Consider the following 21,840-nt stretch of genomic DNA (forward strand, 5'->3'; position numbering starts at 1 on the left):
TCTGGTGTGTGAAGGTCTCGTCACGTGTGCGGTGCGCGAATCGACCCCTACTTTCCGCGCGTCTCTTCGACGGCGGGGGCTTCGTACTTCTGACTGGTGGGATAGTTCGTCTTGGTCGGGTCGAACGTATCGGTCGCCGGATCCTGCTTGCGGGCGGACCGGCGCGTCAGGAATCCGATGATCGAGGGGCGACCCTGCTGCTTGTTCCACACATCGACGCCGACGGCGAAGAGCAGCACGAGGCCCTTGATCATCGACACCACATCGGCGCCTGCGCCGAGCAGCGCCAGACCGTTGTTCAGGAACGCCATCACGAGACCACCGATGATCGAGCCGATCACGGTTCCGATACCGCCGGACACGGCGGCACCACCGATGAACACCGAGGCGATCGCGTCGAGCTCCCACCCGTTGCCGTCTTGCGGACCCGATGCCGTGGCCCTGGCGACGTAGATCATGCCCGCGAGCGAGGCGAGGACGGACATGTTCATCATCACGAAGAAGTCGACCCAGCGGTCCTTCACACCGGAGAGGCGGGCCGCCTGCCGGTTGCCGCCGACCGCATAGATGTGGCGGCCGAACACGGTGTTGTTCGTGATGAAGGAGTAGAGGATGACGAGCGCGAGCAGGATGACGCCCGAGATCGGGAAGCTGGTGCCCTCGCGACCCGTCGCGAACAGCCATCCGGCGACGAGGATGACGGCCGAGATGAGCACGACCTTGGTGACGCTCACCCACAGCGGCGCCATGTCGGCACCCATCTTGTGCTGGATGCGGCGCGTGCGGATCTCCCAGAACACGATCCACAGGGCGCCGATGAGCGCGAGGACCATGGTGAGCACGTTGAAGGGGACGGGGATGAACGGCAGCTCAGGCAGATACCCCGCACCGATGACCTTGAAGTCCTGCGGAACCGGCACGGACTGCGAGTCGCCGACCCACTGGTTCGCGCCGCGGAAGAACAGCATGCCCGCGAGTGTCACGATGAACGCCGGTACCCCGACGTAGGCGACCCAGAATCCCTGCCAGGCGCCCACCAGCACGCCGACACCGAGCCCCAGGAGGATGCCCAGCGGCCAGGGGAGATTCCAGTCGGCCATCGCCTTCGCCACCACGATGCCCGTGAACGCGGCGACCGAGCCGACCGAGAGGTCGATGTGACCCATGATGATGACCATCACCATGCCGATCGCGAGGATCAGGATGTACGAGTACTGGTTGACGACGTTGATCAGGTTGCCCGAGGAGAGCGTGAGGCCGGTGCCCTTGATGATCCAGGTCAGCACCTGGAAGACGACCAGGATCACGACGAGGCTGCCGAGGATGCCGAACTGACGGAGGGTCGACTGGCCTCCCCCGAACATCTTCGTGATGTCCTTGAAGTGGAAGCCGCGCTTCGCGGTCGTGGTGTCGGTGGTCATGCGGATGCTTTCTGGGTCGCGGAGGTCATGCTGCGCATGAGGTCCTCAGGTGTCGCCTGATCGGCCGGGATGCAGTCGGTGACCCGACCTTCGAAGACGGTGTAGATGCGGTCGGAGATACCGAGGAGCTCGGGGAGCTCGCTGGAGATGACGATGACGCCCTTGCCCTGGGCCGCGAGCTCGTTGATGATCGCGTAGATCTCGTACTTCGCACCCACGTCGATGCCGCGCGTCGGCTCATCGAGGATCAGCAGGTCGGGGTCGGTGAACATCCACTTCGCCAGCACGACCTTCTGCTGGTTTCCCCCGGAGAGCTTGCCGACACCCTCTTCGACCGAGGGCGTCTTGATGCGGAGGGCCTTGCGATAGCGCTCGGCCACCGAGAACTCCTCCCGGGAGTCGACGACGCCGTTGTGCGCGATCTTCGACAGCTTCGCGGCCACGATCGACCGCTTGATGGTGTCGAGCAGGTTGAGTCCGAGCACCTTGCGGTCTTCGCTCACATAGGCGAGCCCGTGCTTGATGGCCGCCGAGACGTCGTGCAGGGCGATCTCCTGACCGTCCTTGATCATCGTGCCCGACAGGAACGTGCCGTACGACCGGCCGAAGATGCTCATCGCGAACTCGGTGCGCCCCGCGCCCATGAGCCCTGCGATGCCGACGACTTCACCCCGACGGACGTTGATGCTCGAGCCCTTGACGACCATGCGCTCCGAGACGGTCGGGTGCTGCACCCACCAGTCCTTGACCTCGAAGAACACATCGCCGATCTCGGGCGTGCGGTCCGGGTACCGGCTCTCGAGCGAGCGACCGACCATGCCGCGGATGATGCGGTCTTCGTTGATCTCACCGCGCGAGATGTCGAGCGTCTCGACCGTGCGGCCGTCGCGGATGATCGTGATCTCGTCGGCGATCTGCTCGATCTCGTTGAGCTTGTGACTGATCATGATCGACGCGATGCCCTTGGCCTTGAGGCCGAGGATCAGGTCGAGCAGGTGCTGCGAGTCGTTCTCGTTCAGTGCGGCGGTCGGCTCGTCGAGGATCAGCAGCTTGACGTCTTTGTTGAGGGCCTTGGCGATCTCGATCAGCTGCTGCTTGCCGACCCCGAGGGTCTTGATCTGCGCGTCGGGGTCTTCGTTCAGACCGACACGGGCCAGCAGTTCGATCGTGCGTTCCTTCTGAGCCTGCCAGTCGATGCGTCCGCCGCGCTGGATCTCGTTGCCGAGGAAGATGTTCTCTGTCACGGAGAGCTCGGGGATCAGGGCGAGCTCCTGGTGGATGATCGCGATGCCCGCCTGCTCGCTGGCGACGATGTCCTTGAAGCGCTGCTCCTCGCCGTAGAGCAGGATCTCCCCCTCGTAGGTCCCGTACGGATACACCCCCGAGAGGACCTTCATGAGGGTCGACTTCCCGGCGCCGTTCTCCCCGCAGATCGCGTGGATCTCGGCCGCGCGGACGGTGATGGAGACGTCGGCGAGCGCCTTGACACCCGGGAACTCCTTGGTGATGCGGCGCATCTCCAGGATCGGGCCTGACACGGTCGGCAACGTTGCTGTGGTGCTCACGGATCTTTCCTCGCGACGTGCGGTCACCTTCGATGTGACCGTTCACATTGGTACATCGTCGTCTTCGAGACGACCTCTGTCAAGTCGGCGCCGGCAATTCGAATCCCTACCGTGACACTGCCGAGATCCGCATGTTCTCGGGCCTCCAAGCGACAGCAAGGATCGAAAGGATTCGAAAGCACGCGTGGTCATGGAACGACCATGGAGCGGGCAGAGGATCCCGTCAGCGCATCGCGGCAGATTCGCGCGCGCGCAGCAGGGTCTGGAGCGGGCCGAAATCCGGTGCGTCCTCGCCGCGGATCTGGGCGAGCAGGATGCGCACGGCACGGCGCCCCAGCTCGGGGAAGTCCTGGTGCACCGTGCTGAGCGTCGGCGCCACGTGGGCCGCCACCGGGATGTCGTCGAAGCCGATCACGCTCACGTCGTGCGGCACCCGCACCCCCGAATCACGGAAGCCGTGCATCAGCCCGATCGCCATGAGATCGTTCGCGGCGAACACGGCGGTGAAGTCGCGTCGCAGCGAGAGCTCCTTGCCCGCGAAATAGCCGAAGTCCGCCGTCCAGTCGCCGCGGATCGGCGGGAATGTCGGCAGATCGGCCTCCCGCAGACCGTCGAGGTACCCGCGCATGCGCGACTCCGCCTCGATCCAGTCCTGCGGACCCGCCAGATGCAGGATGTCGGTGTGGCCGAGTGAGATCAGGTGCTCCGTCGCCGCCCTGGCACCCGCGACCTGGTCAGCGGACAGGCTCACCCCGTCCGAACCCGACGCGGTCTGCAGCGTCACGAACGGCATGTCGACATTCATGCCCCGAAGGACATGGAACACGCGCACCTGCGGCGCGAGCACCACGATGCCGTCGACCTGCTCCCGCGAGAGCTGACGGACGGCGGTGCCGATGGCCTCGGGAGTCGTGTCGGCGAGGTTGAGCGTCGAGACCGAGTAGCCCTCCTCGCGGGCCGCATCCTCGATCCCGGCGATCGACGACGTGGGGCCGAACTCCCCGATCGTGGCGGACAGGATGCCGAGCATGTTGGACTTGCTGGTCACCAGGGCGCGCGCGGCGAGGTTCGGCCGATAGTCGAGGACCGAGATCGCGTCGAGCACCTTCGCCTTGGTCTCCGGGCGGATGCTCGGATGGTCGTTGAGCACGCGAGACACCGTCTGGTGCGAGACCCCCGCGAGTCGCGCGACATCGCGGATACTCGGCATCCGCGCGCGCTCGGAGGCAGTGGCCATCACGTGCCTCCTCGCTTGTGCACGGTCACATCGTCTCTTCATTATGTCCCGCGGCGCGCGCGCATGCACGTCTCGGGGGCGCGGAGGGCGCCGGGAGGGTTGTGCTGTCGCACCGGAATCACCCCCGCCTTTCGTCGAGCGGCACCGGACCGCCCCTCCCCTGCATGGCATCGTGGCGGCGTGGACACTCTGCTGCGCGGCGGGCGCGTCATCGACCCGAAGACCGCGACCGACCGGGTCGCCGACCTCCTGATCGCCGATGGACGGATCGCCGCGATCGGCGACGACCTCGATGCACCGCGAGGCGCCGACATCGTGGACGCCGCCGGGCTGATCGTCGGACCGGGGTTCATCGACCTCCACAGTCACGTGCACTCGATCGCGGGACAGCGGCTCCAGGCGATGGACGGCGTCACCACGGCGCTCGACCTCGAAGCCGGGCTCATGCCCATCGCCGAAGCCATGGCTCGCGCGGCAGCCGACGGTCGGCCGGTGAACTACGGCTTCTCGGCCTCCTGGTCGCAGGCCAGGGCCTACGCGCACCTTGACCGCGTTCCCGTCGCGGACTTCACCGCCTCGATGGACCTGCTCGCCAAGCCCGACTGGCAGCGCTCCTCCTCCCCCACGGAGCGCCGCCGCTGGCTCGGCCTGCTCGAGGACGAGCTCGGCGCCGGCGCCCTCGGCATCGGCGTGCTCATGGGATACGCGCCGCGCTCCGATCCCGACGAGTACCTGGAACTCGCACGGCTCGCCGCCGCCGCGCACGCCCCGACCTTCACGCATGTGCGCGAACTGATCGAGGCCGACCCCCGCACGCCCATCGACGGCTCGGAGGAGCTGGTCAGGGCCGCCGGCGAGACCGGTGCAGCGATGCACCACTGCCACGTCAACAGCACATCGCTCCGGCACGTGGACCGCGTGCTCGCACTGCTCGACCGCAGCCGTGCCGCCGGGTCGCGGGTGACCGTCGAGGCCTACCCCTACGGCGCGGGCAGCACCGCGATCGGGGCGTTCTTCCTCGCCCCCGAGAAACTCGCGGGCCTCGGCATCACGCCGCGCTCGCTCGTGCTGGTCGACACCGGCGAGCGGATCGCCGACGAGGCCCGTCTGCGCGAGGTGCGCGCGACCGACCCCGGCGCGACCTGCATCGTCACGTTCCTCGACGAGGCCGATCCCTTCGATCGCGCGCACCTGCACCGTGCGCTGGCCTACCCCGACGCGATCGTGGCGAGCGACGCGATGCCGATCTCCTGGTCAGAGGGTGACGGACGGACGGTGTACGAGCAGCGCGACTGGCCGCTGCCCGCCGGGGGCCACACCCATCCCCGCACCGCAGGCACCTTCGCGAAGTCTCTGCGCCTGATGGTGCTCGAGAGCGGCACGTGGACCTGGCTCGAAGCGTTCCGGCGCTGCTCGCACCTGCCGGCGCGCGTTCTCGACGAGGTGTCGTCAGGGATGCGCACCAAGGGCCATCTCGGGATCGGCGCCGACGCGGACGTCGTGGTCATCGACCCCGCCACACTGACCGACCGCGCGACCTACGCCGACCCGACGCGGCCGTCGCGCGGCATCCGCCAGCTGTACGTGCACGGCACAGCGGTCGTGCACGCGGGAGAGATCGTGACCGATGCCCTGCCGGGGCGCGCGGTGAGAGGAGACGCATGATGAATGAGGAGCTGCAGGAGTTCCTGGACGCGACCGCCGCCGAACTCGGGGTCCCCGGTGCCGTGGTCGGCGTCGTCGACGGAGACCACGACCTCGTCGCGACCACCGGGGTCGCCGCCGTCGACACCGGTGCACGGGTGACCGAGCGGACGCTGTTCCAGATCGGGTCCACGTCGAAGACCTTCACCGGCACCGTCGCGATGCACCTGATCGAGAAGGGCGAGCTCGACCTCGAGACCCGCGTCGCCGACGTGCTCCCCGGCTTCCGCCTGGCCGATACGGAGGCCCTCGACGCGCTGCGGGTACGACACCTCCTCACCCATTCCGGAGGCTTCCTCGGCGACGCCGACGAACAGCCGGGCTGGGACGACGACGCGCTCGCCCGCAACATCGCGGGGTACGCGGACCTCCCGCAGTTCTTCGCTCCCGGCACGATCGCGTCGTACAGCAATGCGGGTATCCGGCTGCTCGGCCGCATCATCGAGGTGGTCACCGGCGAGCCTTTCGAGCAGGCCGTGCAGCGCGTGATCCTCGACCCGCTCGGGATGACCGAGACGTTCTTCTTCCCCTGGGACGTGATCGGCCGACCGCACGCGGTCGGCCATGTCCCCGGCGAGGACGGCGCGATGACGACGTTGCCCTCCTGGCCACTGACCCGCGACATCGGACCGGAGGGCGGCATCGTGTCGTCGGTGCGCGACCAGCTGACGTACGCACGGTTCCAGATGCGCGGCGAGAGCGCCGGCTCCGCCCCGGTCACCACGGCGACGCGCCTGTTGATGCAACAGCCCCAGCTGACCGCGGGGCCTCCCGTCGACGCGATCGGCTTCCCGTGGCTGCTCTCGCGCCACGGATCGGCCAGGGTCGTCAAGCACGGCGGGAACATCGCCGACACGCAGCTGAGCGAGTTCGTGCTCGCACCGGACGAGGACCTCGCGATCACGGTGCTGACGAACAGCGGCAGCGGCAAGGCGCTCGGCGCGAAGGTGACCGACTGGTGCTTCGCGCACCTGCGGGGCATCTCCCCCTCCGCGGAGCAGGCCGACCTGCGTCCGGTGGAGAGGCTCGACGAGGTCGTCGGTCGATACGACGCCGGTCAATGGCACTACGACGTCACGCGCGTCGGCGACGCCCTGGAGTTCAACATGGTGCTGCGGGAGGACATCGCCGCGCTCGGCATCCCGCCGCGTCCACCCCTGCGTCTGCGCGTGCGGTCGGACGGCGCGCTCGTCACGGACACGGACCAGCCCGTCGGGCGCCTCCTCGACACCACAGAGGGCGGCCCCGAGCTGCTCCACCTGGGTCTGCGAGCGGTCAGACGACGCTGAGGACCGCGCTTCGTCCGACACGACCAACGTCGAGCCAAGTCTCGTCCGGGCCGACCAACGCCCCCGCGAAACACCCGAATAGTCTCGGCCCATCGCCGTCACCCGATCGACGGCAAGCGGGACGAACCATTTCGACGAAGAGGAGCGCACGTGTCCGACCTGAACGAAATCGGCAGCTGGGTGCAGGAGAACCTGCCCACGTTGCTCGCCGACGCGCACATCCCCGCGGCATCCGTCGCGATCCTGTCCGGTGGCGAGATCTTCACCGCCGCCACCGGCATCCTGAACCGCAACACCGGCGTCGAGGCCGATGAGGACTCGGTCTTTCAGATCGGCTCGATCACCAAGACCTGGACGGCGACGCTGATCATGCAGTTGGTCGACGAGGGGCGCCTCGACCTCGACGCCCCGGTGCGCGACACGGTCCCCGCCTTCGCGATCGGCGACGACGCCGCCGCGAGCGCGATCACGACCCGACAGCTCCTCAGCCACGTCGGCGGCTTCGAGGGCGACCTCTTCAACGACACGGGTGTGGGCGACGACGCGGTGGAGAAGTATCTGGCGACGATCGCCGACGCCCCGCAGCTCTTCGCGCCAGGAGAGCGCTTCTCCTACAACAACGCGGCGTTCGTCGTCCTGGGCCGTATCGTCGAGGTGCTGCGCGATCTGCCGTACGACCAGGCGCTGCGCACGCACCTGATCGCCCCGCTCGGCCTCACCCACGTGGCCACCACCGCGGCGGAGGCGATCATGTTCCGCGCGGCGCTCGGGCACATCCCCGCGGAAGGCAGCGACGAGCCGGTCGCGGCGCCGGTATGGAGCCTGGTGCGCTCGAACGCCCCCGCCGGTTCGATGCTCGCCATGACCTCACGCGACCTCGTGACGTACGCGCGTATGCACCTGGACGGCGGTACCGCTGCCGATGGCACCCGCGTGCTCTCCGCGGAGAGCGTCGCAGCGATGCAGGAGCGGCAGGTGGAGCTTCCCGAACTCGGGCTGATGGGCGATGCCTGGGGCCTCGGCTGGGAGATCTTCGACTGGGACGGCGGGACGGTGATCGGGCACGACGGCGGCACGATCGGGCAGAACGCGTTCCTGCGGATGGTGCCGGGCGCCGGCGTCGCCGTCGCCGTGCTGACGAACGGCGGACAGACCGTCGACGCGTATCACGCGATCGTGTCGAAGGTGCTCGCGGCGCTCGCGGGCATCACGGTGCCCGCCCTGCCGACCGTTCCGGAGGCGCCCGTCGCCATCGACCTCGACCGCGTGCTCGGCACGTACTCGTCGTCCGTCTCGGACTCGACCGTGCGTGTGGACGACGACGGACGGGTGTGGCTCGAACGCACCATGAAGGGCATCTTCGCCGAACTCGGCCCTGCCCCCGAGCCCGTCGAGCTCGTCGGCTGGTCCGGCGACACCCTGCTCCCCCGCAAGGCCGAGCACGGGATGCGCATGCCGCACGCCTTCGTCGGCGATGACGGCAGCGGACGCGCACTCTACCTGCACACGGGCCGCGCGGATCGGCGGATCGACGCATGAGTGGTGCCACCGCGGTTGCTCCGGCCACCGCGGAGATCGCCGACATCTTCGCGGATGCGGGAGCGAACGGGTTCCTGCATGCGCGGGAGATCGGCGCCCCCGACGCCGCCGAGGTGACGCACGGCGCAGACGAACCGGTCGTCCTCGCGTCGGTCTTCAAGATCCTGGTGCTCACCGCCTATGTGCGGGCCGTCGCCGCCGGCGAGCTCGACCCGACCGGTCGCACGACCGTGACGGCGCGCTACCGCATCGGCGGCGTCGGCACGGCCGGATTCGCCGACGACGTCGAGGCCAGCTGGCGCGACCTGGCCCTGAACATGATGACGATGAGCGACAACGCCGCAACCGACGTGCTCTACCACCGGCTCGGCGCCGACGCCGTGAACCGGGTGATCGCCGACCTGGGGCTCGACGGCACCCGACTGATCGGCTGCTGTGAAGACCTGTTCGCCTCCGTGGTGACAGACCTCGGCGGCACACCGGACAGCGACCTGGACGAGCTGATCGGCAGTGCGACTCCGGAGCAGATCCTGGCGCTCGATGCGGTGCACCCCGTCCGCACCTCGCACTCCACCCCGCGCGATGTCACGACGCTGCTGAACGCCCTGTGGACCGACGCGGCGGCTCCTGCGGACGCCTGCCGCCAGGCCAGGGACATCATGGCCCAGCAGATCTGGCCGCACCGGCTCACCTCGGGGTTCCCGAACGGAGTGCTCATCGCCGCCAAGACGGGCACGCTTCCCACCTGGCGCAACGAGGCGGGCGTCGTCACCTACCCCGACGGCCGTCAGTACGCGGTCGCCGTGTTCACGCGCGCGACCTCCCTCGCCGACCGGCAGCCCCTGGTCGACGCCTCGATCGGCCGTGCGGGATTCGCCGCGGTCGAGCACCTGCGCACGCGCTGATCCCCTCACCCGCCGCTCGCACCCCATCGCTGTAGATCACTCATCCCAGACACTGCACTCATCCCAGACACTGCACCATCACAGACACTGCTGGAGGCTTCTGATGCGTTCTCGTACCCCGCTGGTCGCCCTGCTCGCCGTCACGGCCCTCGCCCTGACATCCTGCGCCGCGAGCGCTCCCCCCGGAGGCGGTGACAGCGCCGAGGGCGTCCTCGCGGACGGCAAGACCTTCACCTCGGTGATCTCGACCGATCCGGGCAGCCTCGACCCGTTCATCACCGTGATGTCGGTCGCCCGCTCCATCGACCGCTTCGTCTACGGGCGCCTGGTCGAGACGACGGAGGACGGCTCGATCGTCTCCGGTCTCGCCGAGTCCTGGGAGGCCGACACCACCACGGCGACCTTCACCCTGCGCGACGGCATCACCTGTGACGACGGCACGCCGCTGACCGCCACCGACGTCGCAGCCAACATCACGCACATCGGCGACCCCGCCAATGGCTCGCCGCTGATCGGCCTGCAGGTGCAGCCGGGGACCACCGCCGTCGGCGACGATGCGGCCGGCACCGTGACGGTCACGAGCGGACGCCCCGACTCGTTCCTGCTCGAGAACGTCGGCAGCGTGTCGATCGTGTGCGGCACCGTGATCGACGACCCGGACGCCCTCGCCAAGGGCGAAGGATCGACGGGCATGTTCACGATGACCGAGATCGTGCCGAACAGCCAGTACACGCTCACCCGCCGCGACGACTTCACGTGGGGTCCCGGCGACTGGGATGCGACGCAGAAGGGCCTGCCGGACACCGTCGTGTTCCGGGTGGTCCCCAACGAGACCACCGCCGCGAACCTGCTGCTCTCCGGCGAGGTCAACGCCGCGCTCGTGATAGGCCCGGACAGCGCGCGCATGGAGAGCGCCGGTCTGTACCACACCGATCTCCAGACGCCGGGCGGATCGTTCACCTTCAACCAGGCCGAAGGCCGGCCCACGGCCGACCAGGCGGTGCGCGACGCGCTCATGCAGGCCGTCGACCTCGAGCAGATGCGTCAGGTCATCGGCAGCGGCAAGGCCACGGTGCCGACCGGCCTGGTCACCGTGTCGCCGAACCCGTGCCGGGCCGACACCGTGTCGGGCCACCTGCCGGAGTTCGACGCGGACGCCGCTGCGGCCGCCCTCGACGACGCCGGCTGGTCGGCAGGCTCCGACGGGGTGCGCAGCAAGGACGGCGAGACGCTCACCCTCCGGATGATCTACTCCTCGCAGCTCGGCGACGCGGGCAACGCCGCCGCCGAACTCGCACAGTCGGCATGGAAGGACCTCGGCGTCGACATCACGGTCACCGCGGTCGACTCCCCCACCTTGAGCGAGGTGCTCTTCTCCACCGGCGACTGGGACATCTCCGCCGCGCCCCTCACAGTCAACCTGCCGAGCATGCTCGTGCCGTTCTACTCGGGTCCGACCCCGCCGAACGGCACCAACTTCGCCTCGATCGACAACGCCGACTACACGGCTGCCGTCACCGCGGCGTCGCAGAAGCCGGGCACCGAGGGATGCGACGAGTGGTCGGCCGCCGAGGTGGCGCTGTTCGAGACCACCAGCGTCGTCCCGTACGCGAACATCGTGCGCTCGACCTTCGCGCAGAAGTCGACCTTCACCGAGAGCGACGGGATCGACCCGACGTCGATCCGGATGTTCGAGTAGCAGAGAGCCGGAGGCAGCCGATGGCCAGCACCACCGCCACGCAGGCGATACTGATCAGATCCGCACGGTCGGACAACCCCTGGGTGTCCTTCCTGGTCCGTCGCGGAGGGCAGTTCGTGCTCTCGGTGTGGGTGCTGGTCACGGCTGCCTTCCTCATGATCCACCTGGTGCCGGGAGACCCGGTGCGAGCGGCTCTCGGACTCAACGCCCCCGCCGAGCTCGTGGAGGCCAAACGCGCGGCTCTGGGGCTGGACCAACCGCTCATCGTGCAGTACTTCCGCTACATCGGCGGCCTGTTCACGGGCGACATGGGGTCTTCGATGATCACCAGTCAGCCCGTGTCCGAGATCATCTCCACCCGACTCCCGGCGACGTTGCAGCTCGCCCTCCTCGCCGTGCTGCTGGTGCTCCTGGTCTCCGTGCCCCTCGGGGTCACGATGGCGGTGGCGACCCGCGGCGGCCGGCGTCGAGGACTCGAGCTCGCGTTCGCCGCCGGCTCCGTGATCCTCGCCGCTATCCCCGAGTTCCTCCTCGCCGTCGGCCTCGTCTACGTCTTCGCGGTCTCCCTGGGCTGGTTCCCGGTCGCCGGCAACACCGCGCCGTTCGCTCTGGTCCTCCCTGTGGTCGCCCTCGCCGTCGGACCCATCGCGGTGTTCTCGCGCATCATCCGCGTCGAGGTGCTGTCGGTCCTCGGCCAGGACTTCATCCGCACCGCCAGGGCGAAGAGGCTCGCCCCGCACCGCATCTACTCTCGCCACGCCCTGCCGAACGCGATGACGGCGACGCTCACCCTCACCGGCCTCCTGCTGACGGGCATGGTCGCGGGAACGGTGCTGGTCGAGAACGTGTTCGCCTGGCCGGGCCTCGGAACGATGATCGTCCAGTCGATCCTCACCAAGGACTACTCGGTCGTGCAGGGCATCGTGCTCGTGTACGGCATCGGGGTGCTGCTGGTGAACCTGGTGATCGACGTGATCCTCGCGCTCCTCGACCCTCGATCCACCATCCGGGAGGCATGATGTCGGCACGCACCGCCTGGTCGGGCATCGTCCGTTCACCCCTGGGACTGACCGCGCTCAGTCTGTTCCTGCTGGTCGCCCTCACCGCGATCTTCGCACCGATCATCTGGGGTGCTCAGGCCGAGCAGGTGAACCCCGCCGAGATCACGCAGGGGCCGAGCGCGGCGCACCTGCTGGGCACCGATACGCTCGGGCGCGATGTGCTCGCGCGGGTCCTGGTGGCGACCCGGCTCTCGGTCGTGCTCGCCGTGCTCGCGGTGATCATCGGCGTCGTCGCAGGGACCCTGCTGGGAACGGCGCCCTCCGTGCTCCCGCGGTGGGCGGGGCGGCCGATCGTCGGATTCGTGAACATCGCGGTCGCCTTCCCCGGGCTCCTGCTCGCCCTGTTCTTCGCGGTGATCTTCGGGGTCGGCACGACCGGATCGGTGCTGGCGATCGGCTTCGCGATGGCGCCGCAGTTCGCCCGGCTGACCCAGACCCTCTCGGCCGCGATCGCAGGACGCGACTTCATCTCCGCCGCGCAGGTGGCCGGGGTGTCCCGCGTCCGCATCCTGATCCGGCACATCCTGCCGAACATCGGCGAGCCGCTCATCGTCAACGCGACCGTCGCCGCCGGATCCGCCCTGCTCGCCTTCGCCGGCCTGTCGTTCCTCGGACTCGGCGTGCAGGTGCCGGCATACGACTGGGGCCGCCTGCTCGGAGAAGGCCTGAATCGCATCTACCTCAACCCCGCGGCGGCCCTGGGTCCCGCGGTGGCCGTGGTGATCGCCGGACTCGCGTTCAACCTCCTCGGCGAGACCGCAGCGGCCGCCCTCGGCGGGCGTTCGGCTCGTCGGCGGCACGCTCTTCCCGCTGTCGCGTCATCGTCCCCACGCGCCGACGCCCCTCAGCCCGCGCAGGTCGACGGCGACGACGTGGTGCTCCTCGTCGACGACCTGCGCGTCTCCTTCCCGACCCCAGCCGGATGGGTCACGCCGGTGCGCGGGGTGTCGTTCGCGATCTCGCGCGGCGAGGCCATCGGCGTGGTCGGCGAGTCGGGCTCCGGCAAGAGCCTGACCGCTCTCGCGGCCGCCCGACTGATCGAGCGACCGGGGCACATCGACGCCGCTCGCCTGGACTTCTGCGGCACCTCGCTGCTGACCTCGCCGGACCGCGCGATCCGCAGCCTTCTCGGCACCTCGCTCGCGATGGTCTTCCAGGATCCGATGACGTCGTTCAACCCGACCAGGCGGATCGGCTCGCAGTTGGCGGAGGCCGCGTCGGAGCATCAGGGCATGAGCCGCCGCGACGCCATGACGCGAGCGGTCCAACGGCTGCAGTCGGTGCGGGTGCCGGCGGCCGCCCGCCGCGCGCACCAGTACCCGCACGAGTTCTCCGGTGGCATGCGGCAGCGCGCCATGATCGCGATGGGGCTCATGAACCATCCGCGTCTGATCATCGCGGACGAGCCGACCACCGCGCTCGACGTCACCGTGCAGCGCCAGGTGCTCCAGCTGCTCGCCGGTGTGCGCCGTGACACCGACGCCGCGATCCTGCTGATCAGCCACGACATCGCGGTCGTGGCGCAGACCTGTGAGCGCGTGCTGGTGATGTACGCCGGCCGCATCGTCGAGGATCTGCCCGCCGCCGCCCTGCACACGGGGGCGCAGCATCCGTACACACGGGCGCTCCTCGAGGTGGTGCCCGAGCTCGACGCGGATCGGGATGCGCCCCTCAAGATGATCCCCGGCCGCCCACCGGCGCCCGGCGCCTTCCCACCCGGATGCGCGTTCGCCGATCGCTGCCCCCTCGCCTCGGCGGTCTGCCGCGAGCGCGACCCGGAGCTCGCCGCCGCGGGCCCTGGGCACCGCGTGGCGTGCTGGCATCCGGTGGACGACCGCGTCGCCGCTTCCGCGGCGCAGGCACAGATCGAGGAAGAGACGGTCCCCCGATGAGCGAACTCCGCTTCGATCGTGTCAGCGTCCGCTACGGCACGCACCGCTCCGGTCTCACCGCCGTGGACGACGTGGGCCTCACCGTGCCCTCCGGGTCCGTCGTGGGGCTCGTCGGCGAATCCGGGTCGGGCAAGTCCACCCTCGCCCGCGCGGCGATCGGACTCGCACCGATCAGCGAAGGGGCCATCACGCTCGACGGCGCCGACGTCCGCGGGTTCCGTCGCCGCCGCCCGATCCAGATGGTCTTCCAGGACCCGTTCTCCTCCCTCGACCCCCGGATGACGATCGGGGAGTCGATCGCGGAGGCCCTCCCCCGCGACGTGCGGGGCACCAGAGCCCGCCGGGCCGAGGTCGCACGGCTGCTCGACCTGGTGAGCCTCGACGCGGATCGAGCACAGTCGCTGCCGGCGGCCCTCTCCGGCGGTCAGCGCCAGCGCATCGCCCTCGCGAGGGCTCTTGCCGCCCGCCCGGAGGTGGTGATCGCCGACGAGATCACCTCGGCGCTCGACGTCTCGGTGCAGGGGTCCGTGCTCAACCTCGTGCGCGAGCTCCGCGGCGAGCTCGACCTGACGATGCTGTTCATCTCGCACAACCTCTCGGTCGTGCGCTACCTGAGCGACCACATCGCCGTGATGTACCTGGGGCGGATCGTCGAGGTCGGCCCGACCGAGCAGGTGCTCGCCGACCCGCAGCATCCGTACACCCGCGACCTGCTGCAGGCGGCACCGACCAGGCACGGGAACCTCCTCGCGGTCGATCCGCTCGCGCCCGTCGACGTCGAACCGGCCGACCCGCACGCCCCGCCGAGCGGATGCCGCTTCCACCCGCGGTGCCCCATCGGCCCCGCCGCGCGGCCCGATCGACAGATCTGCGTCCTCACGGAGCCGCCGCGGCCGACGGGAACGGTCGGAGCCGCATGCCACTTCGCCGGCTCCGGTCCGGACGCCGCGCTGGGGACTGTGCCCTCGCCCCAAAGCACCCTCCTGGTTTCGGCCGCCGACACAACACGCTCCCCGCACTCTGCGGACACAGTGAACTGACCATCCGATTGGAGCCCTCATGAATCGCCTCACCGTCGACGACCTGCTCTCCCTCCGCTCACCCGAGCAACCCGCACTGTCGCCCGACGGTTCCCGCGTCGCGTACGTGCTCCGCGCGACCGACCGCGACGGCGATCGCGACACCCGCGCGCTGTGGCAGGTGCCGACCTCCGGAGGCGACGCCGCCCCCCTCACGCACGGGACGGCGGACACGACTCCGGTCTGGAGCCCCGACGGCGCGCAGCTCGCGTTCCTGCGCGCACAGGACGGCCCTGCGCAGATCTGGCTGCTCCCGGCAGCGGGAGGCGAGCCGCGCGGCCTGACGACTCTTCCGCTCGGCGCCGGGACTCCGGTGTGGAGCCCGGATGGCGCGCGCATCGCCTTCGCGGCCCCCGTCGACACCGCGGCCCTCCCCGGGGAGAGCGCCGACACCATCCTCGCACGGCGTTCCGCACCGGCGGCGACCGACCGTCTGGGGTACAAGGCCGACGGCGCGGGCAACCTCGGCACGCTCGTGCAGCAGTTGCACGTGCTCGACGTCGCGTCGGGAGCGGTCACCGTGCTGACCCGCGGTCGCGCGCACGCCACCGACCCGTTCTGGTCGCCCGACGGCACGCAGCTCGCCTTCTCGTCCAGCCCGGACGACGACGCGGATCTCACCATGCGGATCCCGGTCTTCGTCGTCTCGTCGACCGACCCGAACAGCGCTCCGGTGCGGATCAGCGCCCCCGACGTGCAGGCCTCAGCCGTCGGCTGGACTCCGGATGGGAGCCGGGTGATCGCGGCGGGGCGCACCGACACCGAGGTGGGAAACGCCGACCTGCTGCTGTTCCCGCTCGACGGCGGCGAGGTGCGGAACCTCACCGGATCGCTCGACCGCAACGTGATGCCCGGCGGACCCGGATACCCGGGCGGCATGCCGCAGTTCACCGACGACGACACTCTGGTCTTCTGTCTGCGCGACAACGGGTACTCCCACCTGTACCGCATCCGCCTCGACGGGTCGGACGCCGTCCCCCTGATCGACGGCAGCGGCAACGTCTCGGGGCTGTCGGTGTCCGGGACCTCGGCCGCGGTCGTCGCCGCCTCGTCCGACTCGTTCGGCGACGTCGCCCTGGTCGACCTGGCCGACGGCACGCAGAGAACCCTCACGGCGTACGGGACCCCGGAGTTCGACCTGGTGCCCGCCGAGGAGCGGCGCTTCACGATCTCCGACGGCACGGTCGTGACGGGGTGGCTGCGCCGCGATCCCGACGCGACCGGACCCCTCCCGCTGCTGCTGGACATCCACGGCGGACCCCACAACGCGTGGAACGGAGCGGCCGATCTGATCCACCCGTACCACCAGGTGCTGGCGCGCCGCGGGTGGGCGATCCTCACGCTCAACCCGCGCGGCAGCGACGGCTACGGCGACGCGTTCTTCTCCGCCGTGTCGGGCGGCTGGGGTGTGAACGACGCGAACGACTTCCTGGAGCCGATCGATGAGCTCGTCGCCGAGGGCATCGCCGACCCGGCACGGCTGGCCGTGACCGGCTACAGCTACGGCGGCTTCATGACCTGCTTCCTCACCTCGCGCGACGATCGGTTCGCGGCGGCGGTCGCCGGCGGCGTGGTGACGGATCTCTTCTCGATGGGCGGCACCTCGGACTACGGACACTTCCTCGCCGAGAAGGAGAACGGCGGCCTGGCCTGGCGCGACGAACAGCGGATCTCGGCGCAGTCGCCCTTCACCCGGGTCGACCAGGTCACGACGCCGACCCTGATCCTGCACGGCGCCGCAGACGAGCGGTGCCCCGTCGGCCAGGCGGAGCAGTGGTTCACGGCACTTCGCGAGCGCGATGTGCCGACGCGCCTGGTGCTGTACCCCGGAGGGTCGCACCTGTTCGTGCTCTCCGGGAAGCCTTCGCACCGCGCGGACTTCTCGCAGCGCGTGATCGACTGGGTGGAGCAGTACGCACCTCCCGCGGGCAAGCCCGCCCGGGCGCGCCTCGACGCCCGGCACTGGCAGCAGCGGCTGAGCGCCCTCGCCACCGCGCACAAGGTGCCAGGGGCGACGCTCGGGATCCTCCGGCTCGGTGAGGAACCGGTATATGCGCATCACGGCATCCTCAACGCCCGCACGGGGATCGAGGCCACCGACGACTCCGTGTTCCAGATCGGCTCGATGAGCAAGGTGTGGACGACCTCGGTGGTGATGCGACTGGTCGACGAGGGCAAGCTCGACCTGGATGCGCCGATCGTGGAGTACGTCCCGGAGTTCTCCTCCTCCGACCCCGAGGTCACCCGCACCGTCACGATGCGCCACCTCCTCACACACACCAGCGGGATCGACGGCGACGTCTTCACCGACACCGGCCGCGGCGACGACACCCTGGAGAAGTACGTCGCCCTGCTCGACGGTGTGGCGCAGAACCACCCGCTCGGTGCCACGATGTCGTACTGCAACTCGGGCTTCGTGCTCGCCGGGCGCGTGATCGAGAAGATCACCGGCACCAGCTGGGACCAGGCGATGCGCGACCTGCTCATGACCCCACTGGGACTCACGCACTCGACCACCCTCCCCGAGGAGGCGATCATGTTCCGCGCGGCCAGCGGCCACACGGGCGTCGACGACGACGGAGAGCCCACCCTCGCGCCGGCATGGATGCTGCCACGGGCGATGGGACCTGCCGGACTCGTCAACTCCACGACGGCCGATGTGCTCGCCTTCGCGCGCATGCATCTGACCGGGGGGCTCGCCGCCGACGGCACACGCGTGCTGTCAGAGGAGAGCGTGCGACGGATGCAGCAGCGCGAGGTCGACATGCCCGATCCGTACTCGCTCGGCGACGCGTGGGGCGTCGGCTGGATCCTCTTCGATTGGGACGGCCGCCGGCTGTACGGCCACGACGGCAACACGATCGGACAGGCCGCGTTCCTGCGCATCCTTCCCGACGAGCAGGTCGCGGTCACGCTGCTCACCAACGGCGGGAACACGCATGACCTGTACATCGAGCTCTTCGACGAGATCTTCGCCGAGGTCGCCGATGTGCACCTTCCGGTCGGTCTCACGCCACCCGAGGAGCCGTTCGAGGACGACTTCTCCGACTACGTCGGCGTGTACGACCGTTCGGGCGTCCGCACCGAGATCTTCGCGGAGGACGGCGGTCTGCGCATGCGGACGACCTTGAACGGCCCGCTCGCCGCGCTCCTCCCCGACCCCGTGCAGGAGCATCCACTGGTGCCGGTGCGCACGGGCGAGTTCGTGATGCGGCCGGAGGGCGAACAGAACTGGAACGCCGTCGTCTTCTACTCGCTGCCCAGCGGCGAGCGCTACCTGCATCACGGTGTCCGCGCCGCGCCGAAGGTGTCGTGATGATCGTGCAGGCCGGCCAGGACCTCGACGTGGTCCTGACCGACATCGAGACCCTCGTCTCGTGCGAGTCGCCATCGGACGATCTCGCAGCCGTCGCGCGCAGCGCCGACGTCGTGGCCGCTCTCGGTGAGCGCATGCTGGGCGTCGCGCCGGAACGGATCGTCCTCGAGGGGCGGACGCACCTGCGCTGGCGGTTCGGCGACCCCGCCGTGCTGGTGCTCGGTCACCACGACACCGTGTGGCCGCTGGGGTCTCTCGACCGGCTGCCGTTCGACGTCTCCGACGGAATCCTCCGCGGGCCCGGCTGCTTCGACATGAAGACGGGCGTCGTCATGGCCCTGCACGCGGTGGCCGCGCTGCCGGACCGCACGGGCGTCAGCATCCTCATCACGGGCGACGAAGAGCTCGGGTCGCCGAGCTCACGCGGGCTGATCGAGCAGGAGGCCCTCGGCTGCGCCGCGGTGCTGGTGCTCGAGGCCGCCGCCGACCGTGGTGCCGTGAAGATCGCCCGCAAAGGGGTGTCGCTGTATCGGGTGCACGTCGAAGGCCGAGCGGCACACGCCGGACTCGAACCCGAGCGCGGCGTGAATGCCGCCGTCGAAGCAGCCCATCTGCTGCTCGCGGTCGCCGCCCTGGGCGACGCCGCCGCGGGCACGAGCGTCACACCGACGCTCCTGAGGGCCGGGAGCACCACCAACACGGTTCCCGCCGCGGCGGAGTTCGCCGTCGATGTGCGGGTGCGCACCGTCGCGGAGCAGGACCGGGTCGACGCGGCGATCCGCGCCATCGCCCCCACGCTCCCCGGCGCCGTGATCCGGGTGGAGGGCGGCGCGAATCGTCGGCCGATGGAGCCTGAGTCCTCCGCCGCGCTCTTCGCCGAGGCGGTCGCGATCGCCGAGGCCGCCGGACTCACACCGTTCGACGGCGTCGCGGTCGGCGGGGCATCCGACGGCAACTTCACCGCCGGTCTCGGCGTGCCGACCCTCGACGGGCTGGGCGCCGTCGGCGGTGGAGCGCACGCCGACGACGAGCACGTGATCGTGGCGATGATCCCGGAACGCATCGCGCTGCTGCACGGGCTGCTCTCCGCGGCTCTGCCGGGAGGGAGGGCATGAGCATGACGGACGCCGCGGCGTACAGCGCCTCACCGCAGGAGGCAGCGGATGCGGCGAGCGCTGCGGCGGCCACGGCCGGCGTGGAGATCCGCCTGCTCGGCGACGTGGACGAGTTCACGCGGGTCGCCGACCTGTTCCAGCGCATCTGGACCAAGCAGGGCGAGACCTCGCCCGTGAACGTCGAGACCCTGCGCGCCCTGTCCAAGGCGGGGAGCTACGTGGGGGGTGCGTTCGAGCACGACGAGCTCGTCGGCGCGTGCTTCGGATTCTTCGCGGCGCCGGATCAACGCGCGCTGCACAGTCATATCGCGGGTGTCTCACAGCGGATGCGCGGCCGCAGCGTCGGCTTCGCGCTGAAGGTGCATCAGCGCGCCTGGGCGCTGGCGGAGGGGCTCGACGAGATCTCCTGGACCTTCGATCCGCTGATCAGCAGGAACGCCCATTTCAACCTCGTGAAGCTCGCCGCGACGCCCACGTCGTATCACCGCAACTTCTACGGGCACATGGCCGATGCGCTCAACGGGGCGGACGACACCGACCGGATGCTGGTGACCTGGTACGTCCGCGACCCGCTGGTCGTGGCGGCATGTCACGGCGAGCCCGCCCGCCCCGACGCGCGCGTCGCGGCGGAGCCCCTGCTGAGCGTGGGCGACGACCTCGGGCCGCTCCGGCATCGCACCGACGCCAGGATCGTGCGGGTGGCGCTGCCGCGCGACATCGAGTCGCTGCGTCTCACGGAGCCGGCTCGTGCGACGGCGTGGCGCCTGGCGCTGCGCGACACGCTCGGAGCCCTGCTGGAGGGCGGAGGGCGCGTGCTCTCCTTCGACCGCTCCGGCGCGTACACCATCGACAGAGGAGAACAGGGATGAAGCTCACCGGATTCGAGCTGCGCGTGATCGAGATGCCGTTGGTGTCGCCGTTCCGGACGTCGTTCGGGGTGCAGACCGTGCGGGAGGCGCTGGTGGTCCGCGCGGTCACCGACGAGGCCGAGGGCTGGGGCGAGGGCGTGGCGATGAACGACCCGCTGTACTCGTCCGAGTACGTGGCGGCGAGCGTCGACGTGATCACCCGGTTCCTGCTGCCTGCCCTCACGCAGGTGCAGGACCTCGACGCCGCGGGGGTCGCGCCGGCCCTCGCCAAATTCAAGGGACATCGCATGTCGAAGTCCGCCGTCGAGCTGGCGGTCCTCGACGCCGAGCTGCGGGCCTCCGGCGTCCCCCTCTCGCGGGAGCTGGGCGCCGTGCGCGATCGGGTCGATTGCGGCGTCTCCGTGGGGATCATGGACTCGATCCCCGAGCTGCTCGACGCGGTGAGCGGCTACCTCGACGAGGGGTACGTGCGCATCAAGCTCAAGATCGAGCCGGGGTGGGACATCGAGCCGGTGCGTGCGGTGCGCGAGCGCTTCGGCGACGACGTGCTGTTGCAGGTCGACGCGAACACCGCGTACCACCGTAGCGACGCCCGGCACCTCGCCAAGCTCGACCCGTTCGATCTCCTCCTCATCGAACAGCCGCTCGACGAGGAGGATCTGCTCGGCCACGCCCAGCTGGCGAAGGCCATCACCACCCCCGTCTGCCTCGACGAATCGATCGTGTCGGCCCGCGCCGCCGCGGATGCGATCGCCCTCGGCGCCTGCTCGATCGTGAACATCAAGCCGGGGCGGGTCGGCGGGTACCTCGAGGCTCGTCGCATCCACGACGTGTGCGCGGCGAACGACATCCCCGTGTGGTGCGGCGGGATGCTCGAGACCGGGATCGGCCGCGCCGCGAACGTCGCGCTCGCGGCGCTGCCCGGCTTCACGCTCCCCGGCGACACGTCCGGCTCCGGTCGCTACTACGCCACCGACATCACCGAGCCCTTCGTCGTGGAGGACGGCACGCTCACGGTCCCGACCGGCCCGGGCATCGGAGTCACCCCGGATACCGACACCCTGGACGCCGTCACCGTGCGCACCGAATGGGTCACCCTCTGAGCGGGGACTGAAACCCGATCGAACCTGTCGGGCACGACGAAGAGTC

15 protein-coding genes are annotated in these 21,840 nt (G+C 69.8%); 12 read left to right on the forward strand and 3 right to left on the reverse strand.

Annotated features, from left to right (window positions below; genetic code table 11):
* Positions 1 to 47: 47 nt before the first annotated feature.
* From mmsB to AB0E56_RS18965, 3 genes are all read right to left on the reverse strand, one after another.
* Positions 48 to 1,421 (reverse strand): multiple monosaccharide ABC transporter permease, encoded by a 1,374-nt coding sequence (gene mmsB / locus AB0E56_RS18955; RefSeq protein WP_359801588.1) that lies wholly within the window; start codon positions 1,419 to 1,421, stop codon positions 48 to 50.
* Positions 1,418 to 2,938: a multiple monosaccharide ABC transporter ATP-binding protein gene (gene mmsA, locus AB0E56_RS18960; protein WP_359801747.1), complete on the reverse strand. Its 1,521-nt coding sequence runs from the start codon at positions 2,936 to 2,938 to the stop codon at positions 1,418 to 1,420. Before mmsA ends, mmsB begins: the two co-directional genes overlap by 4 nt.
* Before the next feature lie 271 nt (positions 2,939 to 3,209).
* Complete coding sequence (locus tag AB0E56_RS18965; RefSeq protein ID WP_359801589.1) at positions 3,210 to 4,223, reverse strand: LacI family DNA-binding transcriptional regulator; 1,014 nt, start codon at positions 4,221 to 4,223, stop codon at positions 3,210 to 3,212.
* A gap of 180 nt (positions 4,224 to 4,403) precedes the next feature.
* Here AB0E56_RS18965 and AB0E56_RS18970 point away from each other — a divergent pair, with 180 nt between their 5' ends.
* The 12 genes from AB0E56_RS18970 to menC all read left to right on the forward strand — a co-directional run bounded on the left by AB0E56_RS18970 (position 4,404) and on the right by menC (position 21,794).
* Positions 4,404 to 5,888 (forward strand): amidohydrolase family protein, encoded by a 1,485-nt coding sequence (locus AB0E56_RS18970; RefSeq protein WP_359801591.1) that lies wholly within the window; start codon positions 4,404 to 4,406, stop codon positions 5,886 to 5,888.
* Entirely contained in the window at positions 5,885 to 7,216 is a 1,332-nt protein-coding gene (locus AB0E56_RS18975) for a serine hydrolase domain-containing protein (RefSeq protein ID WP_359801592.1), read from the forward strand. Before AB0E56_RS18970 ends, AB0E56_RS18975 begins: the two co-directional genes overlap by 4 nt.
* A gap of 150 nt (positions 7,217 to 7,366) precedes the next feature.
* A complete protein-coding gene (locus AB0E56_RS18980; RefSeq protein WP_359801594.1) occupies positions 7,367 to 8,755 on the forward strand; it encodes a serine hydrolase domain-containing protein in 1,389 nt (462 codons plus the stop codon).
* A complete protein-coding gene (locus AB0E56_RS18985; RefSeq protein WP_359801596.1) occupies positions 8,752 to 9,660 on the forward strand; it encodes a serine hydrolase in 909 nt (302 codons plus the stop codon). The genes AB0E56_RS18980 and AB0E56_RS18985 overlap by 4 nt, the downstream gene beginning before the upstream one ends.
* A gap of 103 nt (positions 9,661 to 9,763) precedes the next feature.
* Positions 9,764 to 11,359, forward strand: coding sequence for an ABC transporter substrate-binding protein (locus AB0E56_RS18990; protein ID WP_359801599.1), 1,596 nt, complete (start codon positions 9,764 to 9,766; stop codon positions 11,357 to 11,359).
* A 20-nt stretch (positions 11,360 to 11,379) separates the two neighbouring features.
* Positions 11,380 to 12,378, forward strand: coding sequence for an ABC transporter permease (locus AB0E56_RS18995; protein WP_359801601.1), 999 nt, complete (start codon positions 11,380 to 11,382; stop codon positions 12,376 to 12,378).
* Positions 12,378 to 14,312: a dipeptide/oligopeptide/nickel ABC transporter permease/ATP-binding protein gene (locus AB0E56_RS19000; protein ID WP_359801603.1), complete on the forward strand. Its 1,935-nt coding sequence runs from the start codon at positions 12,378 to 12,380 to the stop codon at positions 14,310 to 14,312. The genes AB0E56_RS18995 and AB0E56_RS19000 overlap by 1 nt, the downstream gene beginning before the upstream one ends.
* Entirely contained in the window at positions 14,309 to 15,352 is a 1,044-nt protein-coding gene (locus AB0E56_RS19005; RefSeq protein ID WP_359801605.1) for an ABC transporter ATP-binding protein, read from the forward strand. Before AB0E56_RS19000 ends, AB0E56_RS19005 begins: the two co-directional genes overlap by 4 nt.
* Positions 15,353 to 15,371: 19 nt before the next feature.
* Positions 15,372 to 18,707 carry a serine hydrolase gene (locus AB0E56_RS19010; RefSeq protein WP_359801606.1) on the forward strand — a complete coding sequence of 1,112 codons (3,336 nt, stop codon included), beginning with the start codon at positions 15,372 to 15,374 and terminating at the stop codon, positions 18,705 to 18,707.
* Positions 18,707 to 19,822, forward strand: a complete 1,116-nt coding sequence (locus tag AB0E56_RS19015; RefSeq protein ID WP_359801608.1) for a M20/M25/M40 family metallo-hydrolase — start codon at positions 18,707 to 18,709, stop codon at positions 19,820 to 19,822. Before AB0E56_RS19010 ends, AB0E56_RS19015 begins: the two co-directional genes overlap by 1 nt.
* A complete protein-coding gene (locus AB0E56_RS19020) occupies positions 19,819 to 20,691 on the forward strand; it encodes a GNAT family N-acetyltransferase (protein ID WP_359801610.1) in 873 nt (290 codons plus the stop codon). Before AB0E56_RS19015 ends, AB0E56_RS19020 begins: the two co-directional genes overlap by 4 nt.
* On the forward strand, positions 20,688 to 21,794 hold the full coding sequence (gene menC / locus AB0E56_RS19025) for an o-succinylbenzoate synthase (RefSeq protein WP_359801611.1): 1,107 nt from the start codon (positions 20,688 to 20,690) through the stop codon (positions 21,792 to 21,794). Before AB0E56_RS19020 ends, menC begins: the two co-directional genes overlap by 4 nt.
* The last annotated feature ends 46 nt before the right edge of the window (positions 21,795 to 21,840 follow it).

Source organism: Microbacterium sp. NPDC028030 (assembly GCF_040637855.1).
Taxonomy (GTDB): Bacteria; Actinomycetota; Actinomycetes; order Actinomycetales; family Microbacteriaceae; genus Microbacterium.

Coding starts and splice junctions, on each gene's coding strand:
- AB0E56_RS18975 (WP_359801592.1), top strand. CDS start 5,885: ATGATGAATGAGGAGCTGCAGGAGTTCCTGGACGCGACCGCCGCCGAA.
- mmsA (WP_359801747.1), bottom strand. CDS start 2,938: ATGCGCCGCATCACCAAGGAGTTCCCGGGTGTCAAGGCGCTCGCCGAC.
- AB0E56_RS19005 (WP_359801605.1), top strand. CDS start 14,309: ATGAGCGAACTCCGCTTCGATCGTGTCAGCGTCCGCTACGGCACGCAC.
- mmsB (WP_359801588.1), bottom strand. CDS start 1,421: ATGACCACCGACACCACGACCGCGAAGCGCGGCTTCCACTTCAAGGAC.
- AB0E56_RS19020 (WP_359801610.1), top strand. CDS start 19,819: ATGAGCATGACGGACGCCGCGGCGTACAGCGCCTCACCGCAGGAGGCA.
- AB0E56_RS18990 (WP_359801599.1), top strand. CDS start 9,764: ATGCGTTCTCGTACCCCGCTGGTCGCCCTGCTCGCCGTCACGGCCCTC.
- AB0E56_RS19010 (WP_359801606.1), top strand. CDS start 15,372: ATGAATCGCCTCACCGTCGACGACCTGCTCTCCCTCCGCTCACCCGAG.
- AB0E56_RS18995 (WP_359801601.1), top strand. CDS start 11,380: ATGGCCAGCACCACCGCCACGCAGGCGATACTGATCAGATCCGCACGG.
- AB0E56_RS18965 (WP_359801589.1), bottom strand. CDS start 4,223: ATGGCCACTGCCTCCGAGCGCGCGCGGATGCCGAGTATCCGCGATGTC.
- AB0E56_RS19015 (WP_359801608.1), top strand. CDS start 18,707: ATGATCGTGCAGGCCGGCCAGGACCTCGACGTGGTCCTGACCGACATC.
- AB0E56_RS19000 (WP_359801603.1), top strand. CDS start 12,378: ATGTCGGCACGCACCGCCTGGTCGGGCATCGTCCGTTCACCCCTGGGA.
- AB0E56_RS18985 (WP_359801596.1), top strand. CDS start 8,752: ATGAGTGGTGCCACCGCGGTTGCTCCGGCCACCGCGGAGATCGCCGAC.
- menC (WP_359801611.1), top strand. CDS start 20,688: ATGAAGCTCACCGGATTCGAGCTGCGCGTGATCGAGATGCCGTTGGTG.